Here is a 22,668-nt window from a genome sequence, read left to right on the forward strand (position 1 = left end):
CTCGCTCAGAGACCGGCCAGTGCCAGCGGTTGCGGGCCGGCGGATTCAGCTGCCGCGGCTTGCGCGGCCGGATCGGCAATATTGATCGACGTCGACGTCATGGTCTCGTCGATGCCGGCGCCGTCCTTGTCGGTGCCGTAGATCTCCTTGACGGCCGCTGCCGTCAGATCGGACGGCTTGCCGTCGAAGACCACCTTGCCGGCCGCCATACCGACGATGCGTTCGCAATAGTTGCGGGCTGTGTCGAGCGTGTGCAGGTTGGTGATGACGGTGATGCCTTCGCGCTCGTTGATATCCCGCAGCGCGTCCATGACGATCTTGGCGTTCAGCGGATCAAGCGAGGCGATCGGCTCGTCGGCGAGCATCATCTTCGGCTGCTGCATCAGCGCGCGGCAGATGGCGACGCGCTGCTGCTGGCCGCCGGAAAGCGTGCCGGCCATCTGCAATGCCGTCTGCTCGATGCCGAGGCGCTCCAGTGCGCCGATCGCTTCGATGCGCTCCTCGCGGGTGAAGACGGAAAGCAGGCTCATGACGGTCGAGCGCTGGTTGAGGCGGCCGAGCATGACGTTGGTCAGTACATCGAGGCGCGGCACGAGGTTGAACTGCTGGAAGATCATGGCGCAGTCACGCTGCCAGCTGCGCAGCGCACGGCCGCGGAGCTTCGACACTTCGACGCCGGAAAAATGGATGGAGCCGGAGCTCGGGTCGGCGAGGCGGTTGATCATGCGCAGCAGGGTCGACTTGCCGGCGCCGGAACGGCCGATGACGCCGACCATCTGTCCCTGCGGTATGTCCAAAGTCACGGAATCGACAGCGAGCTTGTTACCAAACCGGCGCGAGACGTTCCTGAGTTCGAACATAGTGCTTCCCTTTCGCGGCTGCCGGGCTGCAAAAATTTCAGCGGTACCGGTGCTAAGAATGGGCGCATGACCCTGCCTCGAAGGGAGTTTCGAGGGGGTTGGCGCCAACCACAAGGCAACCGATTAGTCCCGCTTCATGAAGCTCCAATGTCAGTTTTATGTAACTGCTGTTACAATTCTCGGCGATTTTGCAAGATTAGCCGGCTGAGGGCTTTCCTTAAGTTTAGCCGTCAAACATGCCGGTCGGCAAACCGTCCATGCTGACCACATTCTTCTCGCGCCAGTATTCCTCGATACCGTCAGGACCCTTGGCTTTTGCCCACTGATCAAGGCTCGGCCGCTCGCCTTCATAGGTGAAGAGCGGCACGCCGAAACCGCAGGAAGTCTGTACGAGATCGAAGTCCAGCCGCACGATCTGCCGCGCGCCGCGCGGCTCCTCGCCCGCATAGTGCTCGCGCAGCAATTCGCGATAGTCGGGCGAAGATCGATGGATGATCCGGCCGCTGCCATAAAGACGCAGGATCATCGGCGGTCCCTCGACGGCGCAGAACATGATGGTCAACCGTCCGTCGGCCTTCATATGGGCCGATGTCTCGTTGCCGCTGCCGGTGCGGTCGAGATAGATGGCGGCATTCGGGGAGATGATGCGCAGGCACAGCGTTTCGCGCGGCGAAACATTGACACGGGAATCGGAGGTCGCCGATGCGGTGAAGAAGATGTGTTGCCGCGCGATGAAATCGCGCAGCCTGTCGTCGAGGCTGGAAAACTGCTTTGCCATGGAAACTCCTCCCGATCCCGCACTCCAAGGGCTGCCTGAAAGCTGGATCGCCTGTCGGCCCCATGCAAGGCCGGTCAGGTCAAAAACCGTCCCAGCTTTCTGTTTTGGCGCAATCTCGGACGGAAAACCGCTGCACACTTTTCCTGGAATTGCGCTAGGCGTCGTAACGATCCAGAAATTCTTCCGCCGAAAGGGCGCGGAAGTCGGCAAGCGCCGTGCGCAGGCGGTCGTGATTCCAATCCCACCAGGAGAGCTTGTCCATACGCGCACCGACCTCGGAGGTGAAGCGTTCGCGGATCAGCTTGGCCGGCACGCCACCGACGATCGTGTAGGGCGCGACGTCCTTGGAGACGACGGCGCCCGCGCCGATGACGGCACCATTGCCGACATTGACGCCGGGCAGGATGGTGGCGCCATGGCCGATCCAGACGTCATGGCCGATCACGACGCGGTTGTCGCGCCGCCAGCTGAAGAAATCGGTCTCCATATCGGCGTCAGGCCAATAGTCGGCGGCGCGATAGGTGAAGTGGTGCAGCGTGGCGCGCCATGTCGGATGGTTGGTGGCGTTGATGCGCACGGCGGCGGCGATGTTGACGAACTTGCCGATGGTCGCACACCACACCGCGCCATCCTGCATGATGTAGGAATAGTCGCCGATCTCGACCTCGTCGATGCGGCAGCGCTCCGACACCTCGGTATAGCGGCCGAGCGTCGAATTGTTGACGCTGGCCGAAGGGCTGATGAAGGGCGTCTCGCCCAATTTGCGGCTCATGCGGCTGTCTTTCTGGGCGAGAATTGCGAGACGTCGAGAATGCGGCTGCCGACGGCCTCACGCACTTCTTCGTCATGGAAGATGCCGAGAAGGGCGACACCTGCCCGCTTCTTCTCTTCGATCATGTCGACGACGACGGCACGGTTCCTGGCATCGAGCGAGGCAGTCGGCTCATCGAGCAGCAGGATGGCGTGGTCGGTGATGAAGCCGCGCGCGATGTTGACGCGTTGCTGCTCGCCGCCCGAGAAGGTGGCGGGCGGCAATTGCCAGAGTTCCTGCGGCAGGTTCAGCTGCGCGAGCAGACCTGCCGCCTTTTCACGGCCATCGCTCACGGCGACGCCACGGGCCAGCAGAGGCTCGGCAACGACATCGATGGCCGCGACGCGCGGCACGGTGCGCAGGAACTGGCTGACATAGCCCATGGTCTGACGACGGACATCGAGCACGGTGCGCGGGTCGGCGGTGGCGAGATCGACGATCCGGCCCTTGTGCGCGACGAGGATCTGGCCGTTGTCGACGGCGTAGTTGCCATAGATCATCTTCAGCAGCGAGCTCTTGCCGATGCCGGACGGGCCGCCGAGCACGACGCATTCGCCTGATGCGACGGAGAAGGAGACATCGGCGACGACGGGCAGGCGCAAGCCGTCGCGCAGGTGCATGGTGAAGCTTTTGAAGACTTCGGAAACGACGAGTGGGGTTGCCATGTTTCTTCCTCAGACCTGCAGGATCGAAGAGACCAGCAGTTGCGTATAGGGTTCGCGCGGATCGTCGAGCACGCGGTCGGTCAGGCCGTGCTCGATGACGTATCCGTCCTTCATCACCATCATGCGATGCGAGAGGAGACGGGCAACCGCGAGATCGTGCGTCACGATGATCGCCGAAAGGCCGAGATCGTTGACGAGGCCGCGCACCAGATCGAGCAGGCGCGCCTGCACGGACACGTCGAGGCCGCCGGTCGGCTCATCCATGAAGACGAGGCGGGGGCCGGTCACCAGATTGCGGGCGATCTGCAGGCGCTGGCGCATGCCGCCGGAGAAGGCGCGCGGCTGGTCGTCGATGCGGTCGGCGTCGATTTCCACCCGCTCCAGCCAGTCGATGGCCGTGTTGCGGATGTTGCCGTAGTGGCGGTTGCCGATCGCCATCAGCCGCTCGCCGACATTGGCGCCGGCCGAAACCGTCATGCGCAGGCCGTCGGCCGGGTTCTGATGCACGAAGCCCCAGTCGGTGCGCATCAGGAAGCGGCGTTCGGCCTCGTTCATGCGGAAGAGATCGCGATAGGTCTCGTCGCGCATGTGATATTCGACGCTGCCCGTCGTCGGCAGCAGCCGGGTCGAGATGCAGTTGAGGAGCGTCGTCTTGCCGGAACCGGATTCGCCGACGATGGCAAGCACTTCGCCGGGCCACAATTCGAAGGACACATCGCGGCACCCGATGCGGCTGCCGTAGAATTTCGAGATGTCCTTGACTTTCAGAAGTGGTGTGTCGCTCATTCGGCAGCCTCCTTGCCACCAGGCTGTCCATCGGATGCGAGCCCATTTGACGCCAGCATGTGACCGGCATGGCCATGGGCGCGGCGATCCTCGCAGAAATCGGTATCGGAGCAGACGAACATGCGCCCGCCCTTGTCGTCGAGGATCACCTCATCGAGATAGACCTGCTCGGCGCCGCAAAGAGCGCAGGGCTTGTCGAAGCGCTGCACCTCGAAGGGATGGTCTTCGAAATCCAGGCTGACGACCTGCGTATAGGGCGGCACGGCATAGATGCGCTTCTCGCGGCCGGCGCCGAACAGCTGCAGCGCGTCGGAGAGGTGCATTTTCGGATTGTCGAACTTCGGCGTTGGCGACGGGTCCATCACATAGCGGCCGGCAACCTTGACCGGATAGGCATAGGTGGTGGCGATGCGGCCGTTGCGCGCGATATCCTCGTAGAGCTTCACGTGCATGAGGCCATATTCCTCGAGCGCGTGCATCTTGCGCGTCTCGGTTTCGCGCGGCTCCAGGAAGCGTAAGGGTTCCGGGATCGGCACCTGGTAGACCAGCACCTGGTTCGGGCCAAGCTTGGTTTCCGGAATGCGGTGTCGCGTCTGGATGATGGTCGCTTCGTCGGTGCGGGTGGTCACGGCGACATTGGCGACCTTCTGGAAGAAGGCGCGGATCGAGACGGCATTGGTCGTGTCGTCGGCACCCTGGTCGATGACCTTCAGTACATCCTCCGGACCGATGATCGCCGCCGTCAGCTGCACGCCGCCGGTGCCCCAGCCGTAGGGCATCGGCATTTCGCGGGAGGCGAAGGGCACCTGATAGCCGGGTATGGCGATCGCCTTCAGGATGGCGCGGCGGATCATCCGCTTGGTCTGTTCGTCGAGATAGGCGAAGTTATAGGTGGCCAGTTCGCTCATTCGGCTGCCTCCGTCATCGGGTCCATGCCGCTGTCTCGGGCGGCTTCGAAATCGCGGCGCATACGCCGCACCAGGTCGAGCTCGGCCTGGAAGTCGACATAATGCGGCAGCTTCAGATGTTCGACGAAGCCGGTCGCCTGCACATTGTCGGAGTGGGAAATCACGAATTCCTCGTCCTGGGCCGGTGCCACAATGTCTTCGCCAAGCTCCTCGGCCCGCAGCGCGCGGTCGACCAGCGACATGGCCATGGCCTTGCGCTCGCTCTGCCCGAACACCAGCCCGTAGCCGCGGGTAAACTGCGGCGGCGCCTTCGCCGAGCCGGCGAACTGGTTGACCATCTGGCATTCGGTCACCTGGATGCGGCCGAGCGAGACGGCAAAGCCGAGTTCCGGCACATCGAATTCGACCTCCACTTCGCCGATGCGGATTTCGCCGGTGAAGGGGTGGTTGCGGCCATAGCCGCGCTGGGTCGAATAGCCGAGCGCCAGCAGGAAGCCTTCATCGCCGCGAGCAAGCGCCTGCAGACGAAGGTCGCGGGTCATCGGGAATTCCATCGGCTCGCGCGTCAGGTCGCCGATTTCGTGGTCGACGGGCATGGTGCCGTCGCCCTCGATCAGCCCCTCTTGTCCGAGGATTTCGGAAACGCGCATGATGCGACCCTCTTCGGCCGGACGCTGCATCGGCTCGTCGACGGCCTCGTCGGTCAGGAGGCTCGGGTCGAGCAGGCGGTGAGTATAGTCGAAGGTCGGGCCGAGAAGCTGGCCGCCCGGCAGGTCCTTGTAGGTCGCGGAGATACGGCGCTCGATCTTCATCGCCGCAGTGTCGAGCGGCTGGGAGTAGCCGAAGCGCGGCAGCGTCGTGCGGTAGGCGCGTAGCAGGAAGATGGCTTCAATCATGTCGCCGCGCGCCTGTCGGACGGCAAGGGCCGCCAGTGCGCGGTCAAAAAGCGAGGCTTCGGCCATGACGCGATCGACCGCGAGCGCGAGCTGCGCCACGATCTGGTCGATGCCAACAGCCGGCAGCGAACGGTCGCCGCGACGACGGTCGGCCAGCAGCCGGTGAGCATTGGCGATGGCGGTTTCGCCACCCTTTACGGCAACATACATATGTTACATCTCCGTCGCGGTGATCTTGGTGGTGCGCGGCAGGCAAAGGAATTGCCGGCCGGCGGTCAGAACGAGATCGACGCCGCGCGGGAAGAGGGCGCGATTGTCGTTCCAGATGCGCAGCAGCGCATCCGGCAGGCCGACCGGGGCGATCATGGTCACATCCTTGATGCCGGGGCCGGAAAGCGCCAGCTCCTTGCCGCCTTCCAGGCTTTCGATTTCCAGAACGATCGTCGTCGACCGATCAGGATATTCCTGGGTACCGACGCCGAACTGGCTGAAGGAGGAAAGCGCCATGCCGGCCTCGACGAAGGCGAAATGGGCTTCCAGCCGTTCCGCGATCACGGGCGCTCCGGTGTGGAAGGCCAGCCATTCCGGCAGGCTCGATCTTGTCAGGCTGTTGGAAAGCCAGACTGGCGTGTCATGGTCGCAAAGGGTCAGACCGATGGCGCCGGCAGCAACACCGAGCGGCGCCGGCGGCGCGATGTCGGCCACAACGGTTTGCAGGGTGCCCGGGCGCGCCATGGCGTCCATCGTCATCTTGAAGACGCTTTGCGCGTCGAAGACCGGATCGGTAAAACCGCCGGTCAGGGCCTCGTTGCCGAAGGTCGGGGTGCTCGAAAGGCTCATCAATCTTCTCCGCGAACCATGGTGAAGAAATCGACGCGGGTCGCTGCCGTCTCTTCGGCGCGCTTGCGATCATAGTCTGCAATACGCTCGGTGACCGGCTGCAGAACGGCCTTTTCGACGAAGTCCCGGGTGGCCGGCTGCTGCCAGAGTGCGTCGAAGATCGCCGAAAGCCGGGCCTTTTCGCGATCCGTGCCAAGCGCGTGCGCATGGCCGATGGTGTTGGATGCCAGCCGAATGGTGGCGCGCGTCACCGTGACTTCGCCGAGGTTGAAGGGGGAACCGCCGCCGCCGATGCGGCCGCGCACCATGACGAGCCCGGTTTCCGGTCCGCGCACCGGCTGCACCGCCGGCTTGCTCGGCAATGCGTCCCAGGCCGCCTCGAGCTCGTCGCGCTCTGCCTGTGCCAGAAGATCGGCGACGCGCTTGCGCTCTCGGCGCTCCTGTGCGGCCGCTTCCTGCCTTTGTGCTGAATTCATCGCGCCTTCCTTCAAATGTCTATTGATATAGACAACCATACAAGATAGTCTTATATCTATTAGTGAGTCGTGACAAGCGTGTGACAGGGCGAGTGGGCGTAATGGCAGGGCAGAAGATACAGAGGCAGACGGGCGTGGCGCTCTGGCGGCAGATTGCCGACCGGATTCGCACGTCGATCAATCATGGCGATTTCGACGAAACAGGCATGGTGCCGCCGGAAACGACGCTGGCGCTGCAGTTCGGCGTCAACCGGCATACGATCCGGAGCGCGCTCGCGGCGCTGGCGCAGGAGGGGATCGTCCGGGCCGTGCAGGGGCGCGGCACGCTGATCGAGCGCAAGGAGCGGCTAAGCTTTCCGATTTCGAAGCGGACGCGTTTTTCGCAAGGGATTGGCGATCAAGTGCGCGAAACCCGTAGCGTGCTGCTTGCATCGGGCGAGGAGGCTGCCAGCGCCGAATTGGCCAAGCAGCTTAAGCTCAAGACCGGCGCGCCGTTGATAAGGCTCGAAACGCTCGGCCAGGCGGACCATCGTCCGGTATCGCGCGCCACCAGCTGGTTTCCGGCTGATCGCTTTGGCGGGATCGCCGAGACCTACCGGGCGACCGGGTCGATCACCAAGGCGTTTCGCGAGTTCGGCGTGCCGGATTACGTGCGCGTCGTCACCGAGATCACGGCGACGCATGCCGACGAAGGCGATCTCACCGATCTGCAATTATCTCCGGGCGCCATCGTTCTCATCACGCAGGCGCTAAATACCGATCTCGACAATGTGCCGGTGCAATATTCGATCTCCCGCTTCGCCGCCGACAGGGTGCGTTTCACGATCGAGAATTGAGGGTAGGGGGCTCGAGCCCTCATCCGGCCTCCTGAGCCCGCCGAAGCGCGTCTTTCCCCCTCTCCCCGCCTGCGGGGAGAGGGCTAGGGTGAGGGGCTTTTGGCCCTAATGGCTTGCGCTCAATGCGCGCCGGACATGTCGCCGAGGACTTCCTTCGAGGCGACGGTGGAATCGGCCTTGAGCTTGTAGACCATCGGCACGCCGGTCGCGAGGTTGAGCGCCAGGATCTGTTCCTTGCTCAGCCGGTCGAGAACCATGACGAGCGAGCGCAGCGAGTTGCCGTGGGCGGCGACCAGCACGTTCTGGCCGGCGAGCACGCGCGGCAGGATTTCCGTCAGGTAATAGGGCCAGACGCGGGCGCCGGTGTCGCGCAGGCTTTCGCCGCCGGGAGGGGGAACGTCGTAGGAACGGCGCCAGATGTGAACCTGCTCTTCGCCCCACTTGGCGCGGGCGTCATCCTTGTTGAGGCCGGAGAGATCGCCGTAATCGCGCTCGTTCAGCGCCTGGTTCTTGATGGTCTCCAGGTTCGGCTGGCCAACGGCATCAAGGATGATCTTCAGCGTGTGCTGGGCGCGGACGAGATCGGACGTGAAGGCGATGTCGTACTTGATACCGTAGTCGGCCAGCGCCTTGCCGCCGGTCTGGGCTTCCTCGATGCCAAGCGCGGTCAGATCGGGGTCCTTCCAGCCGGTAAAGAGATTCTTCAAATTCCAGTCGCTTTGGCCATGGCGAACGAGGACGAGAGTACCGCTCATAAAATTTCTCCTTGATAGAGCAATTCCAGGAAAAGTGCGTAACGGTTTTCCGTCCGGAATTGCGAGACAATAAAAGGCTGGAGCGGGTCGGCAGTTCCATGCCGATCCGCTCCAGGATCAGGTCAACGTGTGGAGAGCCCGAGGACATCGAGCATGGAATAGAAGCCGGGTTTCTTGTCGCGCGCCCAGAGCGCCGCTTGCAGCGCGCCTCGGGCAAACAGCGAGCGGTCGCCAGCATTGTGCGACAGAGTCAACCGCTCGCTTTCGCTGGCGAAGATGACGGAATGATCGCCGACCACGCCGCCGCCGCGCAAGGTCGCAAAGCCGATCGTACCCGTCGGGCGCGGACCGGTATGGCCGTCGCGCACGCGCACGGAGTTGTCGTTGAGATCGACGCCGCGGCCCTTCGCCGCCGCCTGGCCGAGCAGAAGCGCCGTGCCCGAGGGCGCATCGACCTTGTGGCGGTGATGCATCTCCAGCACTTCGATATCCCAGTCGGCGGAGGGAAGCGCGCGCGCCGCCTGTTCGACAAGCACGCTCAAAAGGTTGATGCCGAGGCCCATATTGCCCGATTTGACGATGCGGGCATGGCGCGCGGCGGCCTTGAACCTGGCTTCGTCCTCGTCCGAGCATCCGGTCGTGCCGATGATGTGGACGATGCGGGCCTGCGCGGCAAGGTTGGCGAAGGTGACGCTGGTTGCCGGTGTCGTGAAATCGATGACGCCTTCGGCATGAAGGAAGGCAGCGAGCGGATCGTCGGTCATGGGAATGCCGATCGGCCCCAGTCCGGCAATCTCGCCGGCATCTTTGCCGATGAAGGCGGAACCCGGACGGGCGACGGCTGCATGCAGGGTTACGCCGTCGGTCGCGTGGATGAGACGGATGAGAGCCTGTCCCATGCGGCCCGCCGCGCCAACCACCACCAGCTTCATCGCATCGTCGCTCATGTCGTCTCTATCGTCTATTTGCGGGAATTGCTTGATATGGCCGGTAGCTGCAGGTTGTTGAGCCGAGCGTAAAGGCCATTGTCGGCCGTCGCAAGCGTCTCGTGGTTGCCCTCTTCGACAACCCGGCCGTTTTGCATGACGACGATCTTCTCGGCCCGGACCACGGTCGACAGCCGGTGCGCGATGACGACGACCGTGCGGCCGCTCATCGCCTCTTCCAGCGCCTTCTGCACGGCCGCTTCGGATTCCGTATCGAGCGCCGAGGTCGCTTCGTCCAGAAGCAGGATCGGCGCATTGCGCACCAGTGCGCGGGCGATCGACAGGCGCTGCCGCTGACCGCCGGAAAGCGTCACGCCGTTTTCGCCGACGGGCGTGTCGTAGCCCATCGGCTGAGCGACAATGAAATCATGCGCATAGGCAAGGCGGGCTGCTTCCTCGATCTCGGCATCGGTCGCGTTCGGGCGGCCGTAGCGGATGTTGTCGCGGATCGTGCCTTCGAAAAGATAGGGCTGCTGCGAGACATAGGCGAGCTGTTCCCGCAGCGACTGTTTCGTCACATGGGCGATATCCTGCCCGTCGATGAAGATGCTGCCGGATTTCGGATCGTAGAAGCGCGGGATCAGATTGATGACGGTGGACTTGCCGGCGCCGGAAGGGCCGACCAGCGCCGTCGTCTGGCCGCCCTCGGCCGAGAAATTGACGCCGGACAGGACGGCTTCGTCGCCATAGGCGAAATGAACGTCGCGGAATTCGATGCGGGCATCGGTGACAACGAGCGGCTTGGCATCCGGCAGGTCGCGCTGGCGCGGCTCCATGTCGAGCAATTCGTAGATCATCCGCGCATTGACGACCGCGCGCTCCAGCTGCACCTGCAGCTTGGCAAGGCGCCGCGCTGGATCATAGGCAAGCAGCAGCGAGGTGGCGAAGGAGAAGAACACGCCTGGCGAGACGTTGTCGTAGATCGAGCGATAGGCGGCATAGGCAAAGAGGCTGGCGATCGCGAAGCCGGCGACGGTTTCGATAAGGGGGCCGTTGCGCTCCGAAAGGCGGGCAATGCGGTTCTGCCGATGCTCGGCTGCCGTGATGAGCTTGTTGATCTTGCGCTCGAGCTCTTCTTCCATCGTGAAGGCCTTGACGATGGAAATGCCCTGGATGGTTTCCTGCATCGCGCCGAGCACATGGCTGTTCAGGACGATCGCATCGCGCGTGGCCGCGCGCAGACGCTTGGAGATATAACGCAGCGCGAAGAAGAGCGGCGGCGCGATGACGACGAATGCGATGCTGAGCACCGGGTCCTGGAAGACCATGACGCAGAGCAAGGCTATGAAGGTCAGAAGGTCGCGCGCCGTCGACGTGATCGTCAGGTTCATGACGTCGCGGATGCCCGAGACGTTCTGGCTGATCCGGGCGGCGAGCTGCGCGGAGCGGGCTTCGTTGAAGAAGCCGACCGACAGCGTCATCAGATGCGAATAGAGGCGGCGCTGGTAGCGGGCGATGATGTTGTTGCCGATTTTCGACAGGATGACCGATTGGAAATATCCCGCAAAGCCGCGCACCACGAAAACGAGGAAGATGCTGAAGCAAATTTTCCAGGCATCGGTGATATCGCGCGCGATGAAGGCGCTGTCGATGACCGCTTTGACGATATAGCCGATGTAAGCAGTCGATAGGGCAACGAGGATCAGGCAGGTGATCGCGACAGCATAGCCGCGGATGTGGTCGCGGCCGTTCTCAGCGATAATGCGTTTCAGCATGCCGGTGATGGCCTCGCTGTCGACGCTTTTGCTTTTCGGATCGGGCAATTTCAATAATCGGCTTCCTGTCTTGAACCAAGCGAGCCGCATATGGCACGTGCTTGCGCGGCTCTATTAAAGAGTTAGCACGGCTTTGGCTAGACATGGCTTGCCGCGCTGGTTAAGGCCGATCACGGAGCCGGCCTCACTATAGAGGAAGGCGGTTCCTTCAAAAAGGGATAGCGCACCGGCTATTTTGGCGCGCCATCGGTTGTTTGCAAGGCGGTTAACGCCGCCAGCGGCGGCCCTCGGTCGCAAGGCCGAAGCTTGCTGGCTTGCGGGCATAGGCCGCAAGGCCGGAAAGGGCTGCCAGCGGATTGACGACCACATGGGTCGGGATCGTCTTCATCATTTCCGTGTGCGGCGCCTTGTCCTCGAAGGCGGCGCGGAATTCCGGCTTCTGCAGCGCCGGCAGGATCTTTTGCGGGATGCCACCGGAAAGATAGACGCCGCCGCGCGCCATGAAGATCATGGCGATATCGCCGGCGACGCGGCCGAGATAGGTGACGAACAGCGTCAGCGTCTCCTCGGCCTGCGGGTTGGTGCCGGCAAGCGCGTGGTTGGTGATGTCGGCCGGCTCCTTCAGGCTGGGTTCGATGCCATCGGCAGCGCAGACGGCATGATAGATGTTCTGCAGGCCGCGGCCGCAGATGGCCTGCTCGGCCGAGATGCGGCCTTCGATGGTTTCCAGATGCGGCCAGATCTGCAGGTCGCGTGCCGTGCGCGGCCCGAGATCGATATGTCCGCCTTCGCCCGGCACAGGCACCCATTGATGCTGCGTATGGACGAGACCCGCCACGCCGAGCCCGGTGCCCGGCCCGAGCACGGCGCGCGAGGCGGCGAGGTTGTTGGTCGCTTCGCCGATGGTTTCGCGATGCTCGTCAGCGACATCCGCGATGGCGAGCGCCTGCGCTTCGAAATCGTTGATGACGAGCACGTCCTCGATGCCGAGATTGGCGATCATCGTCCTCGGCCGGATCACCCAGTCGCAGTTGGTCAGCGGAATCTCGTCACCCTGGACGGGGCCGGCCATGGCAAGGATCGCAGCGCGGGGCCGGACCTTGCTCTTCTCGAGGGTCAGTTTGATCGCATCGTCGATCGTGGCGAAATTCGCCGTCTGCACGACCGGAAAATGCTCCTGTTCGGAGTCCGCATCGGCAAGGATGGAGAAACGTGCATTGGTACCGCCGATATCGCCGATCAGGATTGGGAAAGGCAGGGGGGCATCGCTGTGATTGAGCTCGGGCATGGCCAGGTCCGTGGTCTGCCGCCGGCAAGGCGGATTAATGGTTCAGTGTTTTGATCAGCCGCTCGGCGGTGGATTCGTTGAGCGCCATCGGAATGTCGTAGAGAACGGCAAGCCGCGTCAATGCCTTCACGTCGACATCGTGCGGCAACGGCGTAAGGGGATCGATGAAGAAGATGAGCATGTCGATCTCGCCGGTGGCGATGAGCGCGCCGATCTGCTGGTCGCCGCCGAGCGGTCCGCTTTTCAGGCGGGTGACCTTGAGATCGGGGCAGGCGTCGAGCACGCGGCCGCCTGTCGTGCCGGTGGCAACGATGTGCCAGCCGGCCAGAGCCGCCTCGTTGCGCCGCGCAAACTCCGCCATCGCGTCCTTTTTCTGATCATGCGCGATCAGCGCGATGCATTTGCTGCCGGCCATGAAATCCTTGCTCCGCCCGATGCTTTCAATCGATTTATCCGCCTTCTATACCAAGGGGGCGCGTTTTGAAAGACTGCCCCGGCAGGGACGGTTCGGGTCTCACTGCTGCGGGATTTGACCGGGCGGCGTATCGCCGGAAATCGGCGCTGCGTCTGTGTCGGCCGAAGCGCCGGCAGCCTTGGCGCCAGAGGTAGCGGCACGCGTGGAAGCGACCGAAGGAGCTGCCAACACGGCCTGGCAGGCCTTGGGCAGATCGGAAACCATGACCTCGCGCGGCTTTTGCGGCGGCTTGGTGCCGGGCTTCGGCTTCGCCCACGGTTCGGGGCCGAGCCACCAGGCGAGCGTCTTGTCGCAGCCGTCGCCGGCGGCGACCGGCGCCTGTCCCGTGCAGCCGACCGAGCCGGCCGGGCAGCGGAGGCGGATATGGAAATGCGAGTCGTGCCCATATTCCGGCCGCAGCTTGCCGAGATTGCTGCGGTCGCCGGTCCATGTCTCGCACATCTTCTTCTTGATGGCCGGGTTGACGAAGATGCGCTCGACTTGCGGGTAACTCGCCGCGCGCATCAGCAGGCGGGCATGCGCGGGCGTCCAGACCTTGTCGTTGATCGTCAGGAACTTGTCCTTGGCGAGCATCGTGGTGAAGGGCAGGGCTTCGCGCTCTTCGGCTGTCAGCTTGCGCCGCGGCATTGGCGTCAGCCAGATATCGGCGTCGAGGCCGATCTGATGCGAGGCATGGCCGTTGAGCATCGGGCCGCCGCGCGGCTGCGAGATATCGCCGACGAGGAGGCCCGGCCAGCCATCATTCTTCGCCGCATCACGCGACAGGCGCTCCAGCAGCCCGATTGTTTCCGGGCGACCCCAACGGCGGTTGCGCGACAGGCGCATGACCTGCCAGGTCGGGCCGTCGGTCGGAAGCGCGACCGCGCCCGCAAGGCAACCCTTGGCATAAAAGCCGATCGATTGCGGTGGTCCCTGCGTTGGCAGCGTTACCGCGCCGAAGACCGCCTTGGCGCTCCCGGGCGAAGGGGTGGTCTGCTGCGCCAGCGCATCGCCGGCGACCAGACCCGTTCCGATCATTGTCGCGAGAGAAAATTTGCCGATCGTTCGAAAGGCGCGAGCCAGAAGTGAAACCATGCATATCCTTGGAAGGCGGTCGGCGTTATCCGAAATGATTTGGGCCGAAGTGATTTGCGGTGAGACTATCCCGAAAAGGGATGAAAGTGAAACCGCGGCAATCACAGGTGGCCGGCCGCCTTCGCTTGCATGGGCCGTCGCTTCTAGCGGATCAGTTCCCCAGAATTTCCGCCGTCTTGCGGATGCGCGACAGCCGCGGCATGACTTTCGTGCAGGAAAAATCCTGCATCTCCTGCGATAAGGTCGTCGCCGCGTCTTCCGCGACGATCACGGCGTAGTTTGCCGCGTAGGCATCGCGCACGGTCGCTTCTACCCCGAAATTGGTGGCGACGCCGGTCAGGATCAGCGTGTTGATACCACGGCGGCGAAGCTGCAGGTCGAGTTCCGTGCCGTAAAAGGCGCTCCACTGGCGCTTGACGATGGCGACGTCGGGCGTCAGCGCCGCCATCTCCGGGGGAGCCTCGAGCGCGGCCGGCGGCAAACCTCCTGGGGGAAGTGTGAAGCTTTCGTCAACAGGCTGATTGACAGCGTCGGCATAGTCTGAGGAAAATCCGACCGTTACGAAAACGGTCGTTCCGCCATCGGCTTTCAGCCTGTTTGCGATGGCGACGGTATTGGTGGTGACCTGCTGGGCGGAGTAGGGCGCAAGCGGGCGGCCAAGGACGAAGGCTTGAAGATCGATGGAAACAAGAGCGGTGGTCTTGGGATCGTAGAGTGGCATCTGGGGGCTCCGAGAAAAACATGAGGATATCCTCACAATGGAAAATATGAGGGTAACCTCACGAAAATCAAGTGAAGAATTGAAGACGCGCACCCCAAAGCGGCAGCGCGGCCATGAACGCGTCGTTATCCTGCTGGAAGCGGCCGCAAGGGTTTTTGCGCGGAAAGGCTATGATGCCGCGACGATGACCGAGATCGCTGCCGAAGCGAACTCGTCCATCGGCTCGCTCTATCAGTTCTTTCCGACCAAGCCCCTGCTTGCCGAGGCGCTGCATATCGAACGCCTGGAGCGATTGAAGGCCGAGCTTCGGGACGTGGCGAACAGCAGCGCCGGCCTTTCGGCAGCCGATTGCGGCGAGGCGATCTTCGATGCGCTCGGTGTCTTCATGGAGACGTATCCGGAACTTTCGGTGCTCGCCGGCCGTCGCGATATTCCCAAGGAGCGCAAGGCGGTTTCACGCGTCGAGTTGAAGGAATTGATCGCGGGTGTCCTGCGGCAGGCCAAGCCGTCGATAGCCAACGATGTCGCGCTGATGTCAGGCGTCGTTCTCGAACTGCTGCGCATCGCCGTCGTCGTCGCCAACGAGCCGGAAACCGGGGAGGATCGGCGCGTCGTCGGCGAACTGCGGCTGATGCTGCGCCGGCGTCTGGAAGAAGCCGCGGCAAAAACCTGATTTGGGTGCGCCGCTCGGCCTCGTTGCGAAGAGGTGAGTGATTGCGTCCTGTTTTTTGCCCTCATTTGCCCTATGCTGATTCCTTGGAAATCATCAGGAGATCATGGATGGCATTGTCGCGGTTGAAAGCAGGCTTGGTCGTTTCTCTTTTTTGCCTGCTGGCAATGCCTTTGTCCTCGAAAGCCGAAGAGCCGCAATTCCGCATCGGCACGGCGATTCTCGGCGACCTCAAATACCAGCCCGGCTTCAAGCATTTCGACTACGTCAATCCGGACGCGCCGAAGGGCGGCGAGGTAAAGCTGTCGGCCAGCGGCACCTTCGACACCCTCAATCCGGTGCTGTCGAAGGGCAATGTCGCCGACGGAACGGAGCTGATCTACGATACGCTGCTGAAAAAGGCCGATGACGAGGCCAATTCGTCCTATGGTCTGCTTGCCGAGGGCGTTTCCTATCCCGATGACGTTTCGAGCGCCACCTTCCGCCTGCGCGCGGAGGCGAAGTGGGCCGACGGCACGCCGGTAACGCCCGAGGACGTCATCTTCAGCTTTGAGAAAGCCAAGGAACTCAATCCGCTGGCGACAAGCTACTATGCGCATGTCGTGAGCGCCGAAAAGACCGGCGAGCGCGATGTCACCTTCCGTTTCGATGAAAAGGGCAATCGCGAGCTGCCGTCGATCCTTGGCCAGCTTACCGTCCTGCCGAAACATTGGTGGGAGGCAAATGGTCCCGATGGCAAGCCGCGCGACATCTCGCGCACGACGCTTGAGCCGGTCATGGGATCGGGTCCCTACAAGATCGCATCTATCCAGCCGGGCTCTTCGATCCGCTACGAACTGCGTGACGATTATTGGGGCAAGAATACCCCGGTCAATGTCGGCGCGAACAATTTCGGCGCGATAAACTATGTCTATTTTTCCGACTATGACGTTGCGTTCGAGGCGTTTCGCAGCGGCGTCATCGATTACTGGCAGGACAATTCGACCAGCCATTGGGTGACGGGCTACGATTTTCCGGCCGCCAAGGACGGCCGCATCAAGCGGGAGGAGCTGCCCAACACGCTACGCTCGGTCGGCATCATGCAGGCGCTTGTTCCCAACATGCGGCGCGAGCGGTTCAAGGACGAGCGAGTCCGGGAAGCGCTGAACTATGCCTACGATTTCGAGGAGCTGAACCGAACCCTTTCCTTCGGCAAGTTGACGCGTGTCGACAGCTTCTTTTTCGGCACGAAGTTCGCCTCCTCCGGTCTCCCGCAAGGAGACGAGCTCAATGTTCTCAATAGTGTAAAGGACAAGGTGCCGGCCGATGTCTTTACCACGCCTTATGCCAATCCCGTCGGCGGCAATCCGCAGAAGGCGCGCGACAATTTCCGCAAGGCGATCGCCCTGTTCAAGGATGCTGGCTGGGTCCTCAAGGGCAACAAGATGGTGAACGCGCAGACCGGTCAACCGTTTTCGCTGGAGCTTCTGCTGAACAATCCTTCGCTGGAAAGATCGGTGTTGCCCTATGTACAGAACCTGAAGCGCATCGGTATCGATGCCAGTGTCCGGACGGTCGATCCCTCGCAATATATCAATCGCATTCGCAGCTTTGACTACGACATGATCTGGGTTGTCTGGGCGGAAACGCTGAACCCCGGCAACGAGCAGCTCGATTTCTGGGGCTCCGCTTCCGCAGCCCGCCAGGGATCGCGCAACTATGCTGGGATCGCCGATCCGGGCGTCGACGCGCTCATCCAGAAGGTGATCTTCGCAAAGGACGTGGCGGAGAAGGAAGCGACGACTAAGGCGCTCGACCGCGTGCTGCTTGCCCACCACTATGTTCTGCCGACCTTCTACGGGACGACGACCAGGATAGCCTATTGGGACAAGTTCGAGCACCTCCCCGAGCTTCCCTACTATTCCATCGGCTTCCCCGATGTCTGGTGGTCGAAGAGCGCCGGAAAGTGAGCCTCTCTTGCATTGGGGGCCTCGCTGGCTCCAAATGCTCAAGGCTGATTCGGATAGTTTCAAGCTAATATGACTGCGCCGGTTTGCATCCGGCGGAAGGGAATGTGATTTGATCGATAGATGGATTGAGGCGAGGCGGAATATGGTCCTCTTCGAGGGGGCGGCCGGCTGATGGGTGCCTATATCCTGAGACGCCTGCTGCTGATGATCCCGACCATCGTCGGCATCATGGCGATTTCCTTCACCATCGTGCAGTTCGCGCCCGGCGGTCCGGTCGAGCAGGTCATCGCGCAATTGACCGGCCAGGGCGATAATGCCAATGGCCGCCTGTCGGGTGGCGGTACGGACATGGCTGCCCAGCAGGCCTTCGATGACAGCAGCTCGAAATATCGCGGCGCCCAGGGGCTCGATCCCGAGTTGATCGCCAAGCTCGACAAGCAGTTCGGCTTCGACAAGCCGCCGCTCGAGCGCTTCGGCCAGATGATGTGGAACTATATCCGCTTCGATTTCGGCGAGAGTTTCTTCCGCAACACTTCGGTCATCGATCTCATCGCCCAGAAGCTGCCGGTGTCGATCTCGCTCGGCATCTGGATTTTGATCTTCTCCTATGCGATTTCCATTCCGCTTGGCATCCGCAAGGCGGTGCAGGACGGATCGACCTTCGACGTCTGGACCTCGGGCATCATCATCATCGGCTATGCCGTTCCGAGCTTCCTGTTCGGCATCATGCTGATCGTGCTGTTTGCCGGCGGCTCCTTCTTCGACTGGTTCCCGCTGCGCGGCCTCGTCTCGGATAATTTCGCCGATCTCACCTGGTGGCAGAAGATCCTCGATTACCTCTGGCATCTGGTGCTGCCGCTGATTTCGTTGTCGCTCGCCGCCTTCGCCACGACGACGCTGCTCACCAAGAATTCCTTCATCGAGGAAATCAAGAAGCAGTATGTCATCACCGCCCGCGCCAAGGGTCTTTCCGAACGGCGCGTGCTCTATGGCCATGTCTTCCGCAACGCGATGCTGATCGTCATCGCCGGCTTTCCCGGCGCCTTCATCTCCGCCTTCTTCACCGGTTCGCTGTTGATCGAAAACATCTTCTCGCTCGATGGCCTTGGCCGCCTCAGTTATCTCTCCGTCGTCCAGCGCGACTATCCGGTGGTGTTTGCGACGCTGTTCATCTTCTCGCTGCTGGGCCTCGTCGTCAGCCTCGTTTCCGACCTGATCTACACCTGGATCGATCCGCGCATCGACTTCGAGCGGAGGGATGTGTGATGGATGCAGCCAATCATCCGGCACTTCCGGTGACCGTAAAGCCGCCGCGCAAGGGCCTGTTCTCGCCGACCAATGTGCGCCGCTGGCAGAATTTCAAGGCAAACCGCCGGGGATACTGGTCGCTCTGGATCTTCATGGTCTTGTTCGTCCTCACGCTTGGCGCGGAATTCATCGCGAACGACCGACCGATCCTCATCTCTTACAAGGGCGAGATCCTGACGCCTGTCTTCGTCGATTATCCGGAAGAGAAATTCGGCGGCTTTCTGGCGCAGACGGATTATCGCGCCCAGGATATCCAGGATGAGATCAATGCCAATGGCTGGATGATCTGGCCGCCGATCCACTATTCCTATCAGACAGCCAATTCCAACCTTCCTCAGGGAAAGTCGGCGCCGACCCCGCCTTTCTGGATGATGAGCAAGGAGCAGCGCTGCTCGGGCTATGCGGCCGGCGTTGCCGACCCGAACTGCAACTGGAGCAATTTCAACTGGCTCGGCACCGACGATCAGGCGCGCGATGTGCTGGCCCGCCTGATCTACGGTTTCCGCATATCGGTGCTGTTCGGTTTGGTACTGACAATCTGCTCGGCCGTCGTCGGCGTCTGCGCCGGTGCGGTGCAGGGCTATTTCGGCGGATGGACTGACCTGTTGATGCAGCGCTTCATCGAGATCTGGTCGTCGATGCCGGTGCTCTATATCCTGCTGATCATCGCATCCGTGCTGCCGCCCGGCTTCTTCATCCTGCTCGGTATCTTGCTGCTGTTTTCCTGGGTGGGTCTGGTCGGCGTCGTGCGTGCCGAATTCCTGCGGGCGCGCAATTTCGAATATGTCCGTGCCGCCCGTGCGCTGGGCGTCGACAACCGCACCATCATGTATCGCCACCTGCTGCCGAACGCGATGGTGGCGACGCTGACTTTCGTCCCATTCATCCTGTCGGGTTCGATCTCCACCTTGACGTCCCTCGATTTCCTCGGCTTCGGCATGCCGCCCGGCTCGCCGTCGCTGGGTGAGATGATCGCCCAGGGCAAATCCAACCTGCAGGCTCCCTGGCTGGGACTGTCGGCCTTCTTCACCATGTCGATCATGCTGTCGCTGCTGATTTTCATCGGCGAGGCCGTGCGCGACGCCTTCGATCCACGGAAGACGTTTCGATGAGCGAAAACTCCACTCCGCTACTGTCCGTCCGCAATCTCTCGGTCGCCTTTCATCAGGGTGGGCAGACCTCGACCGCCGTCGACGGTGTTTCCTTCGATATCCATCGGGGCGAGGTCGTGGCGCTGGTCGGCGAATCCGGCTCGGGCAAATCGGTCTCGGCCAATTCGATCCTGAAGCTCTTGCCCTATCCGGCCGCGAGCCACCCCTCGGGCGAAATCCTGTTCAAGGGCAAGGATCTGCTGAAGGCATCGGACAACGAGCTGCGCGCCGTGCGTGGCAACGATATCACCATGATCTTCCAGGAGCCGATGACCTCGCTCAATCCGCTCCACTCGATCGAAAAGCAGATCAGCGAAATCTTGGCCTTGCATCAGGGCATGGTGGGTGAAGCCGCTCGCAACCGCACGCTGGAACTGTTGAACCAGGTCGGCATCCGCGAGCCGGAGAAGCGTCTGAAGGCCTATCCGCACGAGCTGTCCGGCGGCCAACGCCAGCGCGTGATGATCGCCATGGCGCTTGCCAACCGCCCCGAACTGCTGATCGCAGATGAGCCGACGACGGCGCTCGACGTCACCGTGCAGGCGCAGATCCTCGAATTGCTGCGCGACCTCAAGGGCGCGCACGGCATGTCGATGCTGTTCATCACCCACGACCTCGGCATCGTCCGCAAGTTCGCCGACCGCGTCTGCGTCATGACCAAGGGCCGCATCGTCGAAACAGGCACGGTGGAAGATGTCTTCACCCGGCCGCAGCACGAATACACTCGCCATCTGCTGGCCGCCGAGCCGCGCGGCGAGCCGCCGGCCAGCGACAACGGCAAGCCCGTGGTCATGGAAGGCAGCGACATCCGCGTCTGGTTCCCGATCAAGGCTGGCTTCATGCGCAAGGTCGTCGATCACGTGAAGGCGGTCGATGGCATCGATCTGAAGCTGAGAGCCGGTCAGACGCTCGGCGTCGTCGGCGAATCCGGATCGGGCAAGACGACGCTCGGCCTGGCGCTCGCCCGGCTCATTTCGTCCCGAGGCCGTATCGCCTTCGTCGGCAAGGAGATAGCAGGCTATTCGTTTCGGGAGATGCGGCCGCTGCGCAACCAGTTGCAGGTGGTCTTCCAGGACCCCTATGGTTCGCTCAGCCCGCGCATGTCGGTCGGCGAGATCATCGCCGAGGGGCTGAAGGTGCATGAGCGGTCTCTTTCGGCCGACGAGCGCGACAAGCGCGTCTGCTGGGCGCTGGATGAGGTCGGCCTCGATCCGTCGACCCGCTGGCGCTTCCCGCACGAATTCTCCGGTGGCCAGCGCCAGCGCATCGCCATTGCCCGCGCCATGGTGCTGAAGCCACGCTTCGTCATGCTGGACGAGCCGACCTCGGCGCTCGACATGAGCGTGCAGGCGCAGGTGGTCGATTTGCTGCGCGACCTGCAGAAGAAGCACGATCTTGCCTACCTCTTCATCAGCCACGACCTGAAGGTGGTGAAGGCGCTTGCCAACGAGCTGATCGTCATGCGCTTCGGCAAGGTCGTGGAGCAGGGTGCCTCGGCCGATATTTTCCGCGCGCCGAAAGAGGATTACACCAAGGCGCTTCTCGCCGCCGCCTTCAACATCGAAGCCGTGCCCACCGCCGCCATCCAGCAATGAAGGCCATCGCCATGCCGGCCAAAAGCCCCGTTCTTGTCGACCTCAAATTCAGCCCCGAGACCGTCGCTAAGGCGCTGGAAACCGCCTTTGCCGATCGCAGCAGCATCAATCTGGCCGATCCCGCCACCAAGGGCGTGGATCTGAGCCATGTCGACTATGCGCTTCTGTGGAAGCCTGATGCCGATCTTTTCGAGCGCGCGCCCAATCTGAAGGTGATTTTCTCGGGCGGCGCCGGCGTCGATTCGATGATGTCGATTGCCGGCCTGCCAGATATACCGATGGTCCGTTTCGTCGATCGCAGCCTGACAACGCGGATGAGCGAATGGGTCGTCATGCAGTGCCTGATGCACCTGCGCGATGTGCAGGGCCATTTCAGGAACCAGCGCCAGCATGTCTGGGCGCCGCAGCACGGTCCGGAGGCAGCGGATGTCACCGTCGGCGTCATGGGCCTCGGCGTTCTCGGCTGCGATGCCGCCGCCAAGTTGAAGATCATGGGCTTCAACGTCATCGGCTGGTCGCGCAGCAAGAAAGAGATCGACGGCATGGAAACCTTCGATGCCGGTAGGCTGGATGCGTTCCTGGCGCGCACCGACATTCTCGTTGGCCTCTTGCCGCTGACGCCGGATACGACCGGGATCTACAACGCCTCCCTCCTTTCCAAGCTTCGCCGACAGAACGCTCTTGGCAAGCCAGTCTTCATCAATGCCGGCCGTGGCAAGAGCCAGGTGCAGGCCGATATCGCCTCGGCTGTTCGTACCGGCATTCTCGGTGGCGCCTCGCTCGATGTCTTCGCCGTCGAACCGCTTTCGGCCGACGATCCGCTCTGGGATCTGGAAAATGTCATCATCACGCCGCATGATTCCGCCGTGTCGGACGAAAAGGCGTTGATGCGCCACGTCGAGGAACAGATCGCCCGCGTCGAACGCGGCGAACCGCTGCAGCATCTGGTGGATCGCGGCCGGGGCTACTAAATCTCCATGAGGCGGCAGCAATCGGGGCGCGTTGCCCGGTCTGTTGCGAGGGATACGCGACCGATTGGCTCCGGTATCAATTTTCTTTCAGCGACTGGACTTTCGGTCAACATTTTTTGATAACAGGGCGCTAGAAACGCATGCCGGCATACTC

Annotated in this window: 23 protein-coding genes; 7 read left to right on the plus strand and 16 right to left on the minus strand. The window is 62.4% G+C overall.

Going from position 1 to position 22,668, the window contains the following annotated elements:
• Window positions 1-5: 5 nt before the first annotated feature.
• The 9 genes from phnC to phnG form a co-directional block, all read right to left on the minus strand.
• Window positions 6-860, minus strand: coding sequence for a phosphonate ABC transporter ATP-binding protein (phnC, locus tag ACIQWP_RS08145; RefSeq protein WP_402784535.1), 855 nt, complete (start codon window positions 858-860; stop codon window positions 6-8).
• Between the two features lie 223 nt (window positions 861-1,083).
• A complete protein-coding gene (locus ACIQWP_RS08150; RefSeq protein ID WP_402784538.1) occupies window positions 1,084-1,638 on the minus strand; it encodes a pyridoxamine 5'-phosphate oxidase family protein in 555 nt (184 codons plus the stop codon).
• Between the two features lie 154 nt (window positions 1,639-1,792).
• Entirely contained in the window at window positions 1,793-2,410 is a 618-nt protein-coding gene (locus ACIQWP_RS08155; RefSeq protein WP_402784541.1) for a DapH/DapD/GlmU-related protein, read from the minus strand.
• On the minus strand, window positions 2,407-3,114 hold the full coding sequence (gene phnL, locus ACIQWP_RS08160; RefSeq protein ID WP_402784544.1) for a phosphonate C-P lyase system protein PhnL: 708 nt from the start codon (window positions 3,112-3,114) through the stop codon (window positions 2,407-2,409). The genes ACIQWP_RS08155 and phnL overlap by 4 nt, the downstream gene beginning before the upstream one ends.
• 9 nt (window positions 3,115-3,123) lie before the next feature.
• Complete coding sequence (gene phnK / locus ACIQWP_RS08165; protein WP_092843610.1) at window positions 3,124-3,900, minus strand: phosphonate C-P lyase system protein PhnK; 777 nt, start codon at window positions 3,898-3,900, stop codon at window positions 3,124-3,126.
• A complete protein-coding gene (locus ACIQWP_RS08170; protein WP_402784548.1) occupies window positions 3,897-4,808 on the minus strand; it encodes an alpha-D-ribose 1-methylphosphonate 5-phosphate C-P-lyase PhnJ in 912 nt (303 codons plus the stop codon). Before ACIQWP_RS08170 ends, phnK begins: the two co-directional genes overlap by 4 nt.
• Window positions 4,805-5,914, minus strand: a complete 1,110-nt coding sequence (locus ACIQWP_RS08175) for a carbon-phosphorus lyase complex subunit PhnI (protein WP_402784551.1) — start codon at window positions 5,912-5,914, stop codon at window positions 4,805-4,807. Before ACIQWP_RS08175 ends, ACIQWP_RS08170 begins: the two co-directional genes overlap by 4 nt.
• Window positions 5,915-5,917: 3 nt before the next feature.
• A complete protein-coding gene (gene phnH / locus ACIQWP_RS08180) occupies window positions 5,918-6,544 on the minus strand; it encodes a phosphonate C-P lyase system protein PhnH (RefSeq protein ID WP_402784555.1) in 627 nt (208 codons plus the stop codon).
• Entirely contained in the window at window positions 6,544-7,020 is a 477-nt protein-coding gene (gene phnG, locus ACIQWP_RS08185) for a phosphonate C-P lyase system protein PhnG (protein WP_402784557.1), read from the minus strand. The genes phnH and phnG overlap by 1 nt, the downstream gene beginning before the upstream one ends.
• Before the next feature lie 101 nt (window positions 7,021-7,121).
• On the opposite strand from phnG, the gene phnF reads away from it, so the two are divergent.
• The gene (phnF, locus tag ACIQWP_RS08190) at window positions 7,122-7,856 is read left to right on the plus strand and encodes a phosphonate metabolism transcriptional regulator PhnF (protein ID WP_402784560.1); all 735 of its coding nucleotides are present in this window, start codon (window positions 7,122-7,124) and stop codon (window positions 7,854-7,856) included.
• 119 nt (window positions 7,857-7,975) lie between these two features.
• On the opposite strand, the gene ACIQWP_RS08195 is transcribed toward phnF, so the two are convergent.
• The 7 genes from ACIQWP_RS08195 to ACIQWP_RS08225 all read right to left on the minus strand — a co-directional run bounded on the left by ACIQWP_RS08195 (window position 7,976) and on the right by ACIQWP_RS08225 (window position 14,870).
• Entirely contained in the window at window positions 7,976-8,611 is a 636-nt protein-coding gene (locus ACIQWP_RS08195) for a 2,3-bisphosphoglycerate-dependent phosphoglycerate mutase (RefSeq protein WP_402784563.1), read from the minus strand.
• Window positions 8,612-8,733: 122 nt separating this feature from the next.
• On the minus strand, window positions 8,734-9,558 hold the full coding sequence (dapB, locus tag ACIQWP_RS08200; protein WP_402784566.1) for a 4-hydroxy-tetrahydrodipicolinate reductase: 825 nt from the start codon (window positions 9,556-9,558) through the stop codon (window positions 8,734-8,736).
• Window positions 9,559-9,572: 14 nt separating this feature from the next.
• Complete coding sequence (locus ACIQWP_RS08205; RefSeq protein WP_402786076.1) at window positions 9,573-11,312, minus strand: ABC transporter ATP-binding protein; 1,740 nt, start codon at window positions 11,310-11,312, stop codon at window positions 9,573-9,575.
• Between the two features lie 265 nt (window positions 11,313-11,577).
• Window positions 11,578-12,600: a glucokinase gene (locus ACIQWP_RS08210; RefSeq protein WP_402784569.1), complete on the minus strand. Its 1,023-nt coding sequence runs from the start codon at window positions 12,598-12,600 to the stop codon at window positions 11,578-11,580.
• Window positions 12,601-12,634: 34 nt separating this feature from the next.
• Complete coding sequence (locus ACIQWP_RS08215) at window positions 12,635-13,015, minus strand: methylglyoxal synthase (protein ID WP_402784572.1); 381 nt, start codon at window positions 13,013-13,015, stop codon at window positions 12,635-12,637.
• Window positions 13,016-13,114: 99 nt separating this feature from the next.
• Window positions 13,115-14,149, minus strand: a complete 1,035-nt coding sequence (gene mepA, locus ACIQWP_RS08220; protein WP_402784575.1) for a penicillin-insensitive murein endopeptidase — start codon at window positions 14,147-14,149, stop codon at window positions 13,115-13,117.
• Window positions 14,150-14,300: 151 nt separating this feature from the next.
• Window positions 14,301-14,870, minus strand: coding sequence for an isochorismatase family protein (locus ACIQWP_RS08225; RefSeq protein ID WP_402784578.1), 570 nt, complete (start codon window positions 14,868-14,870; stop codon window positions 14,301-14,303).
• A gap of 37 nt (window positions 14,871-14,907) precedes the next feature.
• Here ACIQWP_RS08225 and ACIQWP_RS08230 point away from each other — a divergent pair, with 37 nt between their 5' ends.
• The 6 genes from ACIQWP_RS08230 (at window position 14,908) to ACIQWP_RS08255 (ending at window position 22,514) form a co-directional block, all read left to right on the plus strand.
• Complete coding sequence (locus tag ACIQWP_RS08230; protein WP_402784581.1) at window positions 14,908-15,543, plus strand: TetR/AcrR family transcriptional regulator; 636 nt, start codon at window positions 14,908-14,910, stop codon at window positions 15,541-15,543.
• A gap of 107 nt (window positions 15,544-15,650) precedes the next feature.
• Entirely contained in the window at window positions 15,651-17,489 is a 1,839-nt protein-coding gene (locus ACIQWP_RS08235; RefSeq protein WP_402784584.1) for an extracellular solute-binding protein, read from the plus strand.
• A gap of 171 nt (window positions 17,490-17,660) precedes the next feature.
• A complete protein-coding gene (locus ACIQWP_RS08240; protein WP_402784587.1) occupies window positions 17,661-18,755 on the plus strand; it encodes a microcin C ABC transporter permease YejB in 1,095 nt (364 codons plus the stop codon).
• On the plus strand, window positions 18,755-19,909 hold the full coding sequence (locus ACIQWP_RS08245) for an ABC transporter permease (protein WP_402784590.1): 1,155 nt from the start codon (window positions 18,755-18,757) through the stop codon (window positions 19,907-19,909). The genes ACIQWP_RS08240 and ACIQWP_RS08245 overlap by 1 nt, the downstream gene beginning before the upstream one ends.
• Window positions 19,906-21,543 (plus strand): ABC transporter ATP-binding protein, encoded by a 1,638-nt coding sequence (locus tag ACIQWP_RS08250; protein ID WP_402784593.1) that lies wholly within the window; start codon window positions 19,906-19,908, stop codon window positions 21,541-21,543. The genes ACIQWP_RS08245 and ACIQWP_RS08250 overlap by 4 nt, the downstream gene beginning before the upstream one ends.
• 11 nt (window positions 21,544-21,554) lie before the next feature.
• Window positions 21,555-22,514, plus strand: a complete 960-nt coding sequence (locus ACIQWP_RS08255; protein ID WP_402784596.1) for a 2-hydroxyacid dehydrogenase — start codon at window positions 21,555-21,557, stop codon at window positions 22,512-22,514.
• The last annotated feature ends 154 nt before the right edge of the window (window positions 22,515-22,668 follow it).

Origin of the sequence: Rhizobium sp. NPDC090279 (assembly GCF_044769665.1) — a bacterium.
GTDB lineage: Bacteria > Pseudomonadota > Alphaproteobacteria > Rhizobiales > Rhizobiaceae > Rhizobium.